This window comes from Yersinia sp. Marseille-Q5920, from assembly GCF_946902935.1.
Classification (GTDB): Bacteria; Pseudomonadota; Gammaproteobacteria; order Enterobacterales; family Enterobacteriaceae; genus Yersinia; species Yersinia rochesterensis.
This window is the reverse complement of the sequence record NZ_CAMPQA010000003.1, coordinates 130,657-145,373: the sequence shown is the minus strand read 5'-3', so window position 1 is coordinate 145,373 and position 14,717 is coordinate 130,657. Positions and strand designations below refer to the sequence as shown.

Sequence of the window (14,717 nt, the reverse complement as noted above, 5' to 3'; positions counted from 1 at the left end):
AAATTAGTATGAGGAATAAATATTTCAAACTCAAGGTTAAATGAAATTTACACCCCGAATATGTGACGGGGCTAAAAGCCTTGTATAACGCTCGGAAATAGAGTCCAAGCCAAAAGATAGTACAAATTATTAATGGTTTTCTTAGGGGGGACTAGTCGATATTGGAAATCAATATAAACCAAAGATATCAATAAATTACATGTCTATTTCAAGGTATTAAAATGATCCTTTTTTAAGTGGGTCAATGTGGGTATGACAGTTTCAGTGTTTACCTGATTATTTGATCCTCATCGCATAATGAAATGTTTCTTCTGTAATGTGATTTTATGAAAAAAATATTTGTTTATAATCCCTGCAATGTTTCACCTCATTGTTGTCAGCATAGCGGAAACCATCAAGCCGGCTTCTTCTGTGTGGCAAACGTATCTTCGGGGCTGAAAGTACCTCAGTCCCATGGTATCGCGCAAACATAGCAAAGGATGGGTAAATGAATAAGATTCGGCTAACCACGGCACAGGCATTAGTTCGTTTTTTGGACAATCAATACCTGCAAGTTGATGGTCAGGAAATCAAATTTATCAAAGGGATCTTTGCTATTTTTGGCCATGGTAATGTACTGGGGATCGGGCAAGCACTGGAACAGGATTGTGGCGAATTAGTCGTCCATCAAGGGCGTAATGAACAAGGAATGGCCCATGCCGCGACGGGCTTTGCAAAACAGAAACTACGCCAGCAAATTTATGCTTGTACCTCATCTGTTGGGCCAGGAAGTGCCAATATGGTTACTGCCGCGGCTACCGCAACGGCTAATCGCATCCCACTACTCTTGCTTCCTGGTGATGTATTTGCATCGCGTCAACCAGACCCCGTGCTACAGCAAATTGAGCAATCCCATGACCTGAGTATCAGCACCAATGATGCATTCAAACCCGTCAGTAAATACTGGGATCGCATTATGCGGCCAGAGCAACTGATGAGCGCGTGTATTAATGCAATGCGAGTTCTCACTGATCCAGCAGAAACCGGGGCTGTGACACTTTGTTTACCGCAAGATGTTCAGGCTGAAGCCTATGACTATCCTGATTATTTCTTCCAGAAACGCGTTCATCGTCTTGACCGAAGGCCAACCAGCGCTGTAATGCTGGCTGATGCGATTGCTTTATTGACCACCAAACGTAAGCCGATTTTGGTCTGTGGTGGGGGCGTGAAATACTCGCAAGCCGGTCAAGCATTACAACGATTTGCCGAATGCTTCGGTTTGCCCTGGGTAGAAACACAAGCCGGTAAAGGCACACTCAGCTCAGAACATGAACTGAATCTCGGTGGTATTGGTGAAACGGGGTGTTTGGCGGCTAACACATTGGCGAAACAGGCTGATCTTGTGATTGGCATTGGTACTCGTTATACCGACTTTACTACATCATCTAAGTGGTTGTTTCAGAATCCTGATGTTTCATTCCTCAATATCAATGTGAGTACTTTTGATGCCGGCAAACTCGATGGTTTGCAATTACTGGCTGATGCGCGTGAAGCATTGTCAGCATTGCATCAACAGCTTAATAGCTCTGGCTACCAGGCCGGTTGGGGGGGCGAAATTGCTCGGATGCGCGCTGAACAATTAGCGGAGACGGAGCGGGTCTATCAGGTGGAATACAATGCCGATGATTTTACCCCTGAGATAAATGACCATTTGGATCGTGAGCAGGTTTTTGCTGAGTTTATCAATAAAACCGGTTCTTTCCTGACACAAAGCCAAGTGCTGGGGGTACTGAATAGCCAATTACCTCAAGATGCCGTCATTGTTGCTGCTGCAGGGAGTTTACCCGGTGATTTGCAGCGGGTGTGGCGCACAAAAGGCAGTAATGGCTATCACGTCGAATATGGTTATTCGTGTATGGGCTACGAAGTTAGCGCTGCGTTGGGTGTGAAACTGGCTGAACCTGATCGCGAAGTTTATTCGTTGGTGGGTGATGGCGCTTTCATGATGCTGCATTCTGAGTTAGTCACATCCATTCAAGAGCGCTGCAAAATTAACGTTGTGTTGTTCGATAACATGACAAATGGCTGCATTAATAACCTCCAGATGGAACATGGAATGGACAGTTATGCCACTGAATTCCGTTTCCGTAATCAAGAAACTGGTCAATTAGACGGTGATTTTGTTCCAGTAGATTTTGCCATGTTGGCCGCTGCTTATGGCTGTAAGACATATCGTGTTTCCACTGAGCAGCAATTGGTCGATGCATTGGCCGATGCCCGTATGCAGACGATTTCAACCCTTATCGATATAAAAGTTCTACCAAAAACTATGGTGCATAAGTACCTGAGTTGGTGGCGAGTCGGGGTTGCTCAAGTTTCTGACAGTGAAAGGACGGACGCAGTGGTTCGGCTGTTGGAACAAAATATTGCCAAAGCCCGTGATTATTAACGTACCTGTAACTTGAAAGATGACGGGTACATTTGATCTGAATGTGAAGTCGTAAAACGAGCAGGAATCACCTGCAAACCAAAACTTCATGAGGGAAATAATATGTCGTTAAATATTGGTGTGATTGGCACGGGTGCAATTGGTCAGGATCATATTCGCCGTTGTAGCAAAGTTTTACAGGGGAGCCATATTGTTGCTGTGACTGATATTAATCGCGAGCATGCCACCAAAGTTATTCGTGATTTGGGTATCGAGGCGAATATATACACTGATGGCTATGAAGTGATTAATGCAAAAGAAGTGGATGCGGTGTTAGTGACTTCTTGGGGGCCAAGTCACGAAGAGTTCGTGTTGGCGGCGGTTGCGGCAGGTAAATATGTATTCTGTGAAAAACCATTGGCTGTGACCGCAGAGGGTTGCAAGCGGATTGTCGAAGCTGAAGCGGCGCAAGGTAAGCGCTTGGTTCAAGTCGGGTTTATGCGGCCTTATGACCAAGGCTATCGCGCACTGAAAGATGTGATTATCAGCGGGAAAATTGGTGAGCCATTAATGCTACATTGCGCTCATCGCAACCCGAGAGTCGGCGATAACTACACCACGAATATGGCTATCACAGATACCTTAATTCATGAAATTGATGTACTGCGCTGGTTGTTAGATGACGATTATGTCTCTGTTCAGGTTGTTTTCCCGCGAAAAGCCAAACATGCCAAAGCACATCTGAGAGACCCACAAGTCGTGCTATTTGAAACGGCAAAAGGGACGCGTATTGATGTGGAAATCTTTGTGAACTGCCAGTATGGCTATGATATTCAATGCGAAGTGGTTGGTGATATTGGTATTGCGAAATTACCTGAGCCATCTTCAGTATTGCTGCGTAGCGAAGCTCGACTATCACATGAAATCCTCACTGATTGGAAAGATCGCTTTATTGATGCCTATGATGTCGAGTTGCAAGCCTTTATCAACGATGTTCTGGCTGAAAAACTCACTGGGCCTTCTGCTTGGGATGGTTTTGCGGCTGCAGTCACCGCTGATGCCTGTATTGCTGCGCAGGAGAATGGTGAGATTGTCCCAATAGACTTACCACAACGGCCCGCTTTTTATAACAAATAATATCAATATCTGCTGTCTGTGCTTTAGCCAATAAGCTGCGGTGTGGCCATATTTTTGTTGCAGAGTCGGTCTATTTCAAGCTTGTACATATTTCACGCAAAACCGGGGGGCTATGAAGATTGCATTTGATGTTGATGTCATTAAAAACCTGGGTATCACTAATATGGTCCGTCAAGTGGCAGAATGGGGATATGACTATATTGAGCAGTCACCGCATCCGCAGCTGAACCCATTTTATAAGCACCCCAAAGCGGGCCGTGAAGTTATTGCTGAATATAAGAAAGCATTAAAAGAAACTGGAGTCGAAATATCATCTTTTATCGTGGTATATCGCTGGGCTGGGCCGCTTGAAGCTCGGCGACAGGCTGCAGTTACCAACTGGAAGAGAATGATTGAAATTGCTGTCGAGATGGGTGTTCCTGTGATTAACACTGAACTTTCTGGCGATCCGAATGAGCCAGAAATTTGCGAAGAGATGTGGTATCGCTCAATGGAAGATCTATTGCCAATTATTGAGCGCGAGGGTATTCGGGTAGAGATTCAATCTCATCCATGGGATTTCTGTGAAGAAAACAATGAAACCGCAGATTTAGTGAAATCATTACGCAGTGATAACGTGAAATACCTTTATAGCGTTCCCCACACCTTTTTCTATGATAAAGGCAAAGGCGATGTTGCCAGTATGCTGAAATATGCCGGTGATGATCTTTCTCATGTATTGATTGCCGATACTATGAATCACACTAAACACTGTCGTTATATTGTGAATCCGCCGGGTGTTGATGCTGTTATTCATCAACACGTGGGTATTGGCGAGGGAGAAGTTGATTTCTCCACATTATTCCAGACATTACGTGATATGGATTTCGCCAACCGTACTTTTAAAGTCGGTGGTGAATCAATTATTGCGACTTCTCTTTTTGGTTATCCGGAAAAAATGGTGCATCAGGCTGTTGCTACTCGCGAACATATTGAGCGCGAATTGTTAGGTAAATAAAACCCTATAGCCACCTGAGTATTAAGCATCATTTAAAACATAAATAAAGACTATTTTTGGCTTTGCAGGATGGGTAATTAATCACCTTTTAATTGTATTCATCTGGATAAGTAAGATATGTCGCAGAGGTTTATTATGAATAAAGATCGTGTGAAGTTGGCAATCGCTCCTATTGGTTGGACGAATGACGATATGCCAGATTTAGGCAAAGAAAATACTTTCCAACAATGTATCAGTGAAATGGCGCTGGCTGGATTTACCGGTAGTGAAGTTGGTAGTAAATATCCACGAGATCCTAACGTATTGAAACCTATGCTTGAACTCCGTGGCATACAGATTTGCAATGCTTGGTTCAGCACTTTTTTTGCCGATGATCAGCGCGCTAAAACCATTGATGAATTCACTAATCATATGAATTTTCTCCATGCAATGGGGGCCAAAGTGATTGGTTGTTCAGAACAAAGTAAAAGTATTCAAGGGACGACAAAATCTGTTTTTGAAGAAAAGCCTTATTTTACTGATATTGAGTGGCAACGTGTTGCGGATGGTTATAACGAGTTAGCCAAAATCGCTGCCACGAAAGGGATGCAAGTGTGTTTACATCATCATATGGGGACCGGTATTCAAACCAGTGACGAAATTGATCGTTATATGAGCATGGTTAACGATGATGTTTATCTGCTATTTGATACAGGGCATGCTTATTATTCCGAGGGTAGCCAGGAGGCGATGTTAGCTATTTTAGAAAAATACTTGCCGCGTATTAATCATGTTCATCTGAAAGACGTTCGTGATGAGGTGGTTGCGGAAGTTAAAGCGAAAAAATTCAGCTTTCTTGATGGTGTGAAAAAAGGCACTTTTACAGTACCCGGTGATGGTGTTATCGATTTCCGTCCAGTATTTAAATTACTGGATGAAAAAGGCTATCAAGGTTGGATGGTGGTGGAGGCAGAGCAAGATCCAGCCATTGCTAATCCATTTGAATATGCGGTGAAAGCCCGCCGTTATATCAAAGAAACAGCGGGTATTTAGCAATATTTGTCATCTTGCCAATGGCAGGAGTTTTTACTGCTCTGGTATGCCGTCTACCTGCAAACAGTCGCCGTAGGGGGTATAGGCCTTATCCCCCGATGGTTAGCTTGATTGCTTGATTCGTCCCATATGATAGGCATCAACAAACTGCCCATCGCGGAAAGCAAAACATGGGCTGGTGCCCTCAATTTCAAAGCCGAATTTACGGTAAAGAGCAATGGCGGCTAAGTTATCGACAAAAACAGTCAATTCAATCCTTTGTATATTCAGCCAGTTATCACATAAGTCGATCATGGTCGCCATTAATATGCTGCCCACACCTTGCCTGCAAAAGTCGGCATCAATAGCAATACCGAAAGTAGCCACATGACGACGGCGCGCTCGCTGATTTGCCTCGACAGTAAGTTGACCAACAATTTTGTCATCAATACATGCCACCAGATTATGCATCCCAGTGGGTGCTTCTCTGAGCTTTTTCGCCCACATATCTTGAGACGGTAGGGGGAGCTGTAATGTGTCGCGATAAACCTGTGGATGAGAAAATAGCTGCTGCAAGGCCGGATAATCAGTGAGTTCCACATGGCGTATCTGCACATTTTTCATAAACATACCCCTACTCTTACTGTTTGAATTACCTAATAAAATAACTATTTATTTAACTGAGTCAATAATATTGGTGGTGGTTAAAAAAAACACTTTACAAGTGAGAGTGATAATGATTATCATTGTCGTGCTTTCAGGTGAGGCCATCAAAGTTTAGGTGTTCACATTACGAAGGCACGACATTGCTCACATTGCTTCCAGTGTTTACTTAGCCAGCCGGGTGCTGGCTTTTTTTTTGTCTGTTTTTACTCATCCGTCTTTGTTTATTCTCGGCCAAAACACACCTTTTTCAGAGATTGGCATGCCTTTGCAGCCTAATTGCTTCAAATTTAAATCATTTGTCTTTTCACTGATTAATTAGTCGAATTTTTTGAACAGAGGGATGAGTTTTTTGCGCTTTCATATTCTTCAGCGACATCTAGACTAAAGAAAACGTTGAGGAGAACTGAACATGATTTATTTACGCAAAGCAGAAGAACGTGGCCATGCTAATCACGGTTGGCTAGACAGCTGGCATACTTTCTCATTCGCCGATTATCACGATCCAGAATTTATGGGTTTTTCAGCACTACGGGTGATTAACGAAGATGTCATCGATGCTGGTCAGGGTTTTGGTACTCACCCGCATAAGGACATGGAAATTCTGACTTATGTGCTGTCCGGGACTGTTGAACATCAGGATAGCATGGGCAATAAAGAGCAAATTCATGCGGGTGAGTTTCAGATTATGAGTGCTGGCACGGGTATCCGTCATTCAGAATATAATGGCCGTGATGATCAGCCGCTGCATTTGTACCAGATTTGGATTATCCCGAATAAGACCGGTTTGCAGCCGCGTTATGAACAACAAATGTTCGACATTCCGCAAGGGCGGCAACTGGTGTTATCACCGGATGCTCGTGATGGCTCGCTAAAAGTGTTCCAGGACATGACGCTATGGCGCTGGGCATTGAAACGTGAAGAGCAGTCAATTTATCAGATTCAGGCAGAGCGCCGTATATGGATACAGGTCGTGCGCGGCAAGGTATCTATCAATGGCCGCCATGCGGGTACCAGCGATGCATTCGCTATCTGGGATGAAGCAGCTCTTTCTATTCATGCCGATGAAGACAGTGAAATCTTGCTGTTTGATTTACCGCCAGTTTAAGTTTGATCGTCCTAAGTAAAAAAGGGTATGCATCGCGTCATACCCTTTTATTTGCTAGAATGGCACCCCGTTTACTTTGCCTCAGTTCATTGATAATGAAGAAAAAAAGGCCAGTGCTACAAGATGTTGCTGATATGGTTGGGGTCACTAAAATGACGGTCAGCCGCTATTTGCGCAATCCGGAGCAAGTTTCTGCGATGTTGCAGGAAAAAATTGCACTGGCGCTAGACGAACTGGGCTATATCCCTAATCGTGCTCCCGATATCCTGTCCAATGCCACCAGTCATGCTATTGGTGTCTTGCTGCCATCATTAACCAATCAGGTTTTTGCCGAGGTGCTGCGGGGGATTGAAAGTGTAACGGATGCTCATGGCTACCAAACCATGCTGGCACATTATGGCTACCAGAAAGAACGTGAAGAGCAGCGGTTGACCTCTCTGCTTTCCTACAATATTGATGGATTAATCCTCTCCGAACGGCACCACACGGCGCGTACATTGAAAATGATTGAGGTCGCGGGCATTCCTGTTATTGAGCTAATGGATTGTTCTTCGCCCTGCATTGATTTGGCTGTGGGCTTTAATAACTTTGAAGCTGCAAGACAAATGACCCAGCAGATTATCGCCAAAGGCCACCGTTACGTGGTGTATTTTGGCGCGCGTCAGGATGAGCGGACGGTGATTAAACAGCAAGGTTATGAGCAGGCGATGCGCGAGTCAGGTTTGGAACCGATGAGTGTGATGACTAGCCGTTCTTCATCATATTCTGCTGGCGCGGAGTTATTGCGCGAAGCACAGGTGAATTATCCGCAGATCGACAGCATTTTCTGTACCAATGATGACTTGGCGATTGGCGCAGTATTCGAGTGTCAGCGGCAGGGGCTTTCTATTCCGCATGATATGGCGATAGCGGGGTTCCATGGTCATGATATTGGCCAGTCGATGGTGCCGAAGCTGGCCAGTGTACTGACCCCGCGCGAAAGAATGGGGCAAATTGGTGCCGAGCGCTTGCTGGCGCGGCTACGCGGAGAGGTGGTCACACCCAAAATGGTCGATGTGGGCTTCACCATCCTCCCCGGTGGCAGTATTTAACTCACTGTTATTATTAGATAACGGTTGCCAATAACAGGCAGCCGACTAACCCGCAGACAGAAATAATAGTCTCCAGCACTGACCATGATTTGAAAGTCTCGACGATTGTCAGGTTGAAATATTCTTTAAACAACCAGAAGCCTGGGTCGTTGACGTGAGAGAAAATCACACTGCCCGAACCCACTGCAATGACCATCAATTCAGGGCTGGCACCAGTGGTGGCAATGAGTGGCGCGACAATCCCCCCGGCCGTGATGGCGGCCACAGTCGCAGAACCTAGCGCAATACGCAGGACGGCTGCAATTGACCATGCCATCAGAATTGGTGATAGCCCGCTGCTGTTCATCATGCTGGCAATGTAGTGGTCAACGCCGCTGTCGACTAAAACCTGCTTGAAAGCCCCGCCACCGCCAATAACCAACAACATCATCGCAATGATTTTGATGGAGTCAGTCACGGTGTCCATCACGGACTCCATTGAGCGGCCACGGTTTAAACCAAAGGTGAAAATCGCGATTAACACGGCGATCAGTGTGGCGATCACCGGGTCGCCCAAGAACTCAGCATAAGAGAGGACCGGGTGGCCTTTGGGCAAAATCATCTCTGCCACAGCCCGCAATGCCATCAAAATAACCGGCACCAACGCAGTGCTGACACTGACACCAAAACTTGGCATTTCTTCGTCAGTAAAGGTTTTCGGGTTATACAGCCCCTCCGGCACAGGTTTATCAATCCCTTTCAGGAATCGTGCAAATACCGGGCCAGCCAGAATCACGGTTGGAATAGCCAATAATGTCCCATATAACAGGGTCTTACCCATGTCGGCATGGAAGATGGTGGCAATGGCGGTTGGGCCAGGATGAGGGGGCAAGAAACCGTGAGTCACTGACAGCGCCGCGGCCATCGGGACACCCACATATAATAATGGAATGCGGGCTGATGCCGCGATACTGAATACTAGCGGCAACAACAACACGAAGCCGACTTCATAGAATAGAGCAAAACCGACGGTGAAACCGGTCAGTACCACCGCCCACTGAATGTGTTTTTTACCAAATTTATCAATTAAGGTTGTGGCAATTCGTTGAGCGCCACCGCAGTCCGCCAGTAATTTACCGAGCATGGCGCCGAAGCCCATAATCAGCGCTAGGCTACCTAGTGTTCCACCGACCCCTGCTTTGATTGAGCCGACAACTTTATCGACCGGCATCCCTTGCATGACACCCACCGCTAGCGCGACCAGTATCAACGAGATAAATCCGTTGAGCTTGAAACGGATCATTAGTAACAGCAGCATGGCAACGCCAACCGCGACAATGACTAATGGCATAGTATTTCTCCATTTATTTAGAGTATATGTATCGCTTTTTATTATGGTTACAGTCAGCTGGAGCCAGCGTGATTGCGCGATTGAGTCCAATGACGATGTTCTATCCGGTGTGATAAAAGTCACATCTCCATTTGTTACCGGTATCATGATACCGGTAACATGGTAAAATACGGAACCATAGAGAGCAGTAAAATTCCTATTCTGAGATAGAGATCAACATTATGGCTGGACGTAGCATTATCGTGATGGGTGTATCAGGTAGCGGTAAAACCACTGTGGGAGAGGCAGTGGCACGGCGAATTCATGCCAAATTTATTGACGGTGACGACCTACACCCCCGTGCTAATATTCAGAAAATGGGCAGCGGACACCCTCTTAATGATGAGGATCGCATGCCGTGGCTAGAGCGCCTGAGTGATGCGGCCTACAGTCTGAATCATAAAAATGAAACTGGCATTATTGTCTGTTCGGCCCTGAAACGCCGCTATCGCGATCGGCTGCGGGAAGGTAATCCGGAAATGGTATTTTTATACCTGAAAGGCAGTTTTGAGGTCATTATGGGGCGGTTAAAAGCCCGTTCCGGCCATTTTATGCCCACTGATTTATTAAAAAGCCAGTTTGATGCATTGGAAGAACCGGGGTCAGAAGAACCGGACGTTATCTGTGTGGATATTGATGCGGATATTGATGAAGTCGTGCAGCGCTGTGTGTTAGCGCTGGAAAAACAGGGCTAATCAGTGAGTGATGCAAACCCAAAGAGGGTTATTCAGACGGCTAATAAGGTCAAATGAAGGGGAAATGTGCCGAATGGGTCGTAGCGGCTTAGGCCGCCGGAGCGCCCATCGGTGCAGTCGCCCCGCGAGTCTCCGAGCTATAAAATAGGTTTGTCAGCAACCTCAAAGGGTTATTGCCCCTCTGAGGTCATATAACCGGCGTGTAAACTTATTTAGTCATTTAGTTAGATAGGCGCGCACGCCATCCAAAAACATCTGCGTTGATAACATCACCAAAATTAACCCCATCAGCCGCTCCAAAGCACTGACACCTTTATTGCCCAACAAGCGCAGGAACAGGTTCGACATCAGTAAAATAGCCGTCGATAAACCCCAGGCAATCATCAAAGCCAGTACCAAATGGCTAAGCTGATTAGGATATTGATGGGATAGCAGCATCAAGGTCGCCAGAATAGACGGGCCTGCCACTAATGGAATTGCCAGTGGAACCAGGAAGGGTTCTTCCCCTGCCGATAGCCCGGTAACATTGCTTTCTGGAGAGGGGAAAATCATCTTAATGGCGATTAAAAACAAAATGATACCGCCGGATATTGAGACGGTTTCAGTGCGCAGATTCAAGAATGCCAGAATCTTCTCGCCAGCGAACAGGAAAATCAGCATCAATATGAGCGCGATCAGCAATTCGCGAATCAATACTATGCGCCGCCGTTTAGGTTCCAGATGTTTAAGCACCGACATAAAAATCGGCAAATTCCCCAGCGGATCCATAATCAAAAACAGCAGCACGGTTGCCGCAATCATCTCTGTCATTATTACCTCAAAATAATCAAAACGACTGGCATTTCCCGCCAGTCAAAGTCACATATTAGAAAGATTGCTTTGAATCATTCTGGTATCGAATAATTTAACTTGCCACTTTGTCCATATTTCGTAAGGTGGTATCAGGTCTCCCTCGTCAGTGCGCTGTATGCACCAGCAGTAATGCGAGACAGACATCCATTAATCAGTGTCACCTTCCAAGGCAGGACAGTAAACATGAAAAACGTTGGTTTTATCGGCTGGCGCGGTATGGTCGGCTCAGTACTCATGCAGCGCATGATTGAAGAACGCGACTTTGACGGTATCCGCCCGGTCTTTTTCTCTACCTCTCAACATGGCCAAGCCGCCCCGTCTTTCGCCGGCCAGCAAGGTACATTGCAAGATGCTTATGATATTGATGCGCTGAATGCATTGGATATTATCATCACTTGCCAAGGGGGAGATTATACCAACGAAGTTTATCCAAAGCTGCGTAAAGCGGGTTGGCAAGGTTATTGGATTGATGCCGCTTCTTCTTTGCGTATGCAAGATGACGCAATTATTATTCTGGACCCGGTAAACCACGGTGTTATTCAGCAGGGGCTGGATAAAGGTATCAAAACCTTTGCTGGTGGTAACTGTACCGTCAGCCTGATGCTGATGTCATTGGGCGGTTTGTTTGCTAATGATTTGGTTGAGTGGGCCTCTGTGGCCACTTATCAGGCGGCTTCCGGTGGTGGTGCGCGCCATATGCGCGAGTTACTGACCCAAATGGGCATGTTACACGCCGATGTAGCAAAAGAGCTGCAAGACCCGGCTTCGGCCATTCTGGATATTGAACGCAAAGTGACGGCGGCCACTCGCAGCGGCAAATTGCCGACCGATAACTTTGGCGTGCCATTGGCGGGCAGTTTGATCCCTTGGATCGACAAAGCGCTGGATAACGGCCAGAGCCGTGAAGAGTGGAAAGGCCAAGCCGAAACCAACAAAATTTTGAATACCGGCAGTGTTATCCCGGTTGATGGTCTGTGTGTGCGCATCGGCGCACTGCGTTGCCACAGCCAGGCTTTCACACTGAAACTGAAAAAAGACGTGCCGCTACCTGAAATCGAGCAATTGCTGGCCACTCACAATGACTGGGTTCGCGTTATCCCGAATGACCGTGAGTTGAGCATGCGCGAACTGACCCCTGCGGCAGTAACCGGCACCTTGAACACCCCGGTGGGCCGTCTGCGTAAACTGAACATGGGGCCGGAATATCTCTCCGCCTTTACCGTCGGTGATCAGTTGCTGTGGGGCGCGGCAGAGCCACTGCGGCGTATGCTGCGAATTCTGCTGTAATTTATTATCCAGCTTTAACGGATAGAATAGAAACCGCCCTAATTTGATGATTAGGGCGGTTTTTAAATTATACATTTCTAATTTTAAATAATTAAAATAACCATTATATTATATTAATTTTTTATTTAAATTAATACGGCTGAACGCGCATTTTATATGTGCTGAGGTGTTTATTGCAATATAGAGTTTAATGCCATACTCTGGGTTTTAATTTAACTCAGCGGAAGTTAATATAAAAATATCAGGTTGTGCTATTAGTTCTCTGAATGTTCTGATAACAATAGTTTTTTATACATTCTTTTATATGGTAATGCTATATTTACCTAATTTTATATTAGATGGTGAACTTCCCGATCTTGGGAATAAGTTATATCTATCTATCTTTGTGGCGATTATTTGTACTTTCATTCCTTTTTTTGATGGGATGAAAAAGTTTATAGATGATTATTTAAAGATAAAAGGAAAATGAAATTCATTTGTATCTATATAGGAGCTATATATGAAAATATTATCAGTATTAGAGACTGAACAAGTTAGTGGTGGTACTTCCGGAAGAGAGTTAGCTCAAAGCTCAGGTGCACTAGTTGGAACAGCCATTGGTGGTCGTTTTGGCAGGACAGCAGGGGCTACAGGCGGGGCGACATTGGGAGTGTTGCTGGAGAAAACCTATGATGGCGTTTCTCATGTCATTAATTCAGCGCCGCGAATTACGATTCCAGCAGTAAGCTATGATCCCGCAACACTAGGTCGGCCCGCCTATATGAGTGGCCCTGATAGTTATTATATTTGCAGAATGACTGGCAAGCTAAATTGCGGTTAATATGTTAACTCTCAGATATAAAAATAAAAGCACACCCTATTAATTATGCTCTATTGATACTTAATAGAGTGTGTTTTTATTTTTTTCAAATGACTCTTTAATAAGGTGTGGCGGGATTATATATGTTCAGTCAGGAAGCCTTTGATTATAAAAAAAATTGACAGGCGCTTTATCAAATAGATGTAGGTAAAGTGACGGATTCTGGCAGGGTGAGTAAAAATAGTCAGCAAGCGATAAAACGTCAATTAGCGCAGGTCGATAATATTATTAAGAAGTTGCTTATGCACAGTCCTATCAGTTGGTGGAAAATAGCCGTCAGCATGTTGAATCCATGAGTAAAATAGTGGAAATTATGGCGAATATTAGCGGAGAGGGCTAATTACGACAACAGTTTGGTATTTCAGCACGTGGTGCAACACTGAATACATTGATGGATATTGCCAGTTCACTCAAATTTAAAACTAGGGCTTTATCACTTGATATTAATGAGTTATCGGCACTTAAAACTCCATGTATCCTGCATTGGGACGTAGAGTTATCAGCATAAATGAATTTTCTCAGCATTTTACTGCTATTTATATCATCATGCGCCTGATAACTTATCGTCATTACCGACAGGCTTCTGAAGCATTATTGGTTAAAGGGGCTAAAGCCAGTTCACATTTTATGGAGACGCTATACGGTATTAGCGCACTGAAAGCTCTGGGTTTGTTAAAGACGTGCTCCCAACACACCGGTTGCTTTTTCCGTATGTAATCTGGTTTATCAATATGACAATTTATCTAAACCTATTATTAATGGCCTTAATCTTGATATTAAATCAGGAGAGAGTGTCGCTAATGGGCTGGATATTCATAGCATCGGTATCAACAATTATCGCCAATATATTGCCTGTGTTTTGCAGGATGACAAACTGTTCGCGGGTTCTATTGCAGAGAATATTGCCAGTTTTGATGTTTATCTCGATCGAGAATCCATTATTAGTTGCGCCCGCTATTGCAATATCCATGATGATATTATGCCAATGGGATATGAAACTTTACTTGGGGAGTTGGGCGGCAGTTTATCTGGCGGCCAAAAACAGCGCTTATTGATTGCACGTGCGCTGTATCGCCGCCCTGGGATCTTGTTTATGGATGAAGCGACCAGCCATTTGAATCTGGATAATGAAGATTATATCAATGCCAGTATTGCCGCATTGAAAATAACCCGGGTGATTATTGCTCACCGGCCTTCAACCATTGCTTCGGCTGATCGGGTTATTACATTAGTCTGAATGA

At 45.1% G+C, this 14,717-nt stretch carries 13 protein-coding genes and 1 pseudogene; 11 read left to right on the top strand and 3 right to left on the bottom strand.

Annotation, left to right across the window (positions count from 1 at the left end; translation table 11 throughout):
* Nucleotides 1-487 precede the first annotated feature (487 nt).
* The 4 genes from iolD to iolE all read left to right on the top strand — a co-directional run bounded on the left by iolD (nt 488) and on the right by iolE (nt 5,573).
* Complete coding sequence (gene iolD, locus OVO64_RS05945; protein ID WP_038637379.1) at nt 488-2,428, top strand: 3D-(3,5/4)-trihydroxycyclohexane-1,2-dione acylhydrolase (decyclizing); 1,941 nt, start codon at nt 488-490, stop codon at nt 2,426-2,428.
* Between the two features lie 102 nt (nt 2,429-2,530).
* Entirely contained in the window at nt 2,531-3,544 is a 1,014-nt protein-coding gene (locus tag OVO64_RS05940) for a Gfo/Idh/MocA family protein (protein ID WP_038637376.1), read from the top strand.
* A 112-nt stretch (nt 3,545-3,656) separates the two neighbouring features.
* Nucleotides 3,657-4,541 carry a sugar phosphate isomerase/epimerase family protein gene (locus tag OVO64_RS05935; protein WP_038637373.1) on the top strand — a complete coding sequence of 295 codons (885 nt, stop codon included), beginning with the start codon at nt 3,657-3,659 and terminating at the stop codon, nt 4,539-4,541.
* 135 nt (nt 4,542-4,676) lie between these two features.
* Entirely contained in the window at nt 4,677-5,573 is an 897-nt protein-coding gene (iolE, locus tag OVO64_RS05930) for a myo-inosose-2 dehydratase (protein ID WP_038637370.1), read from the top strand.
* A 102-nt stretch (nt 5,574-5,675) separates the two neighbouring features.
* On the opposite strand, the gene OVO64_RS05925 is transcribed toward iolE, so the two are convergent.
* Entirely contained in the window at nt 5,676-6,176 is a 501-nt protein-coding gene (locus OVO64_RS05925) for a GNAT family N-acetyltransferase (RefSeq protein ID WP_038637366.1), read from the bottom strand.
* Nucleotides 6,177-6,627: 451 nt separating this feature from the next.
* On the opposite strand from OVO64_RS05925, the gene OVO64_RS05920 reads away from it, so the two are divergent.
* Both OVO64_RS05920 and gntR read left to right on the top strand, forming a co-directional pair.
* The gene (locus OVO64_RS05920) at nt 6,628-7,323 is read left to right on the top strand and encodes a pirin family protein (RefSeq protein WP_038637363.1); all 696 of its coding nucleotides are present in this window, start codon (nt 6,628-6,630) and stop codon (nt 7,321-7,323) included.
* A gap of 95 nt (nt 7,324-7,418) precedes the next feature.
* On the top strand, nt 7,419-8,414 hold the full coding sequence (gene gntR / locus OVO64_RS05915; RefSeq protein ID WP_050291846.1) for a gluconate operon transcriptional repressor GntR: 996 nt from the start codon (nt 7,419-7,421) through the stop codon (nt 8,412-8,414).
* A gap of 13 nt (nt 8,415-8,427) precedes the next feature.
* Here gntR and gntT read toward each other — a convergent pair whose 3' ends face one another.
* Complete coding sequence (gntT, locus tag OVO64_RS05910) at nt 8,428-9,744, bottom strand: gluconate transporter (RefSeq protein WP_038637357.1); 1,317 nt, start codon at nt 9,742-9,744, stop codon at nt 8,428-8,430.
* Between the two features lie 221 nt (nt 9,745-9,965).
* On the opposite strand from gntT, the gene OVO64_RS05905 reads away from it, so the two are divergent.
* Nucleotides 9,966-10,478: a gluconokinase gene (locus OVO64_RS05905; RefSeq protein WP_038637355.1), complete on the top strand. Its 513-nt coding sequence runs from the start codon at nt 9,966-9,968 to the stop codon at nt 10,476-10,478.
* 216 nt (nt 10,479-10,694) lie between these two features.
* On the opposite strand, the gene OVO64_RS05900 is transcribed toward OVO64_RS05905, so the two are convergent.
* Entirely contained in the window at nt 10,695-11,288 is a 594-nt protein-coding gene (locus OVO64_RS05900) for a YhgN family NAAT transporter (protein ID WP_186377454.1), read from the bottom strand.
* Between the two features lie 225 nt (nt 11,289-11,513).
* Between OVO64_RS05900 and asd the strand changes: the two genes are divergently transcribed.
* The 4 genes and pseudogenes from asd to OVO64_RS05875 all read left to right on the top strand — a co-directional run.
* Complete coding sequence (gene asd, locus OVO64_RS05895; protein ID WP_145509954.1) at nt 11,514-12,617, top strand: aspartate-semialdehyde dehydrogenase; 1,104 nt, start codon at nt 11,514-11,516, stop codon at nt 12,615-12,617.
* Between the two features lie 499 nt (nt 12,618-13,116).
* Nucleotides 13,117-13,437 (top strand): hypothetical protein, encoded by a 321-nt coding sequence (locus OVO64_RS05890; RefSeq protein ID WP_145509889.1) that lies wholly within the window; start codon nt 13,117-13,119, stop codon nt 13,435-13,437.
* 430 nt (nt 13,438-13,867) lie between these two features.
* Complete coding sequence (locus tag OVO64_RS05885; protein WP_235896345.1) at nt 13,868-13,984, top strand: cysteine peptidase family C39 domain-containing protein; 117 nt, start codon at nt 13,868-13,870, stop codon at nt 13,982-13,984.
* A gap of 17 nt (nt 13,985-14,001) precedes the next feature.
* A pseudogene (locus OVO64_RS05875) lies at nt 14,002-14,713 on the top strand (ATP-binding cassette domain-containing protein); the annotation flags it as partial.
* Nucleotides 14,714-14,717: the final 4 nt, after the last annotated feature.

Coding starts and splice junctions, on each gene's coding strand:
- iolD (WP_038637379.1), top strand. CDS start 488: ATGAATAAGATTCGGCTAACCACGGCACAGGCATTAGTTCGTTTTTTG.
- OVO64_RS05940 (WP_038637376.1), top strand. CDS start 2,531: ATGTCGTTAAATATTGGTGTGATTGGCACGGGTGCAATTGGTCAGGAT.
- OVO64_RS05935 (WP_038637373.1), top strand. CDS start 3,657: ATGAAGATTGCATTTGATGTTGATGTCATTAAAAACCTGGGTATCACT.
- iolE (WP_038637370.1), top strand. CDS start 4,677: ATGAATAAAGATCGTGTGAAGTTGGCAATCGCTCCTATTGGTTGGACG.
- OVO64_RS05925 (WP_038637366.1), bottom strand. CDS start 6,176: ATGAAAAATGTGCAGATACGCCATGTGGAACTCACTGATTATCCGGCC.
- OVO64_RS05920 (WP_038637363.1), top strand. CDS start 6,628: ATGATTTATTTACGCAAAGCAGAAGAACGTGGCCATGCTAATCACGGT.
- gntR (WP_050291846.1), top strand. CDS start 7,419: ATGAAGAAAAAAAGGCCAGTGCTACAAGATGTTGCTGATATGGTTGGG.
- gntT (WP_038637357.1), bottom strand. CDS start 9,744: ATGCCATTAGTCATTGTCGCGGTTGGCGTTGCCATGCTGCTGTTACTA.
- OVO64_RS05905 (WP_038637355.1), top strand. CDS start 9,966: ATGGCTGGACGTAGCATTATCGTGATGGGTGTATCAGGTAGCGGTAAA.
- OVO64_RS05900 (WP_186377454.1), bottom strand. CDS start 11,288: ATGACAGAGATGATTGCGGCAACCGTGCTGCTGTTTTTGATTATGGAT.
- asd (WP_145509954.1), top strand. CDS start 11,514: ATGAAAAACGTTGGTTTTATCGGCTGGCGCGGTATGGTCGGCTCAGTA.
- OVO64_RS05890 (WP_145509889.1), top strand. CDS start 13,117: ATGAAAATATTATCAGTATTAGAGACTGAACAAGTTAGTGGTGGTACT.
- OVO64_RS05885 (WP_235896345.1), top strand. CDS start 13,868: ATGGATATTGCCAGTTCACTCAAATTTAAAACTAGGGCTTTATCACTT.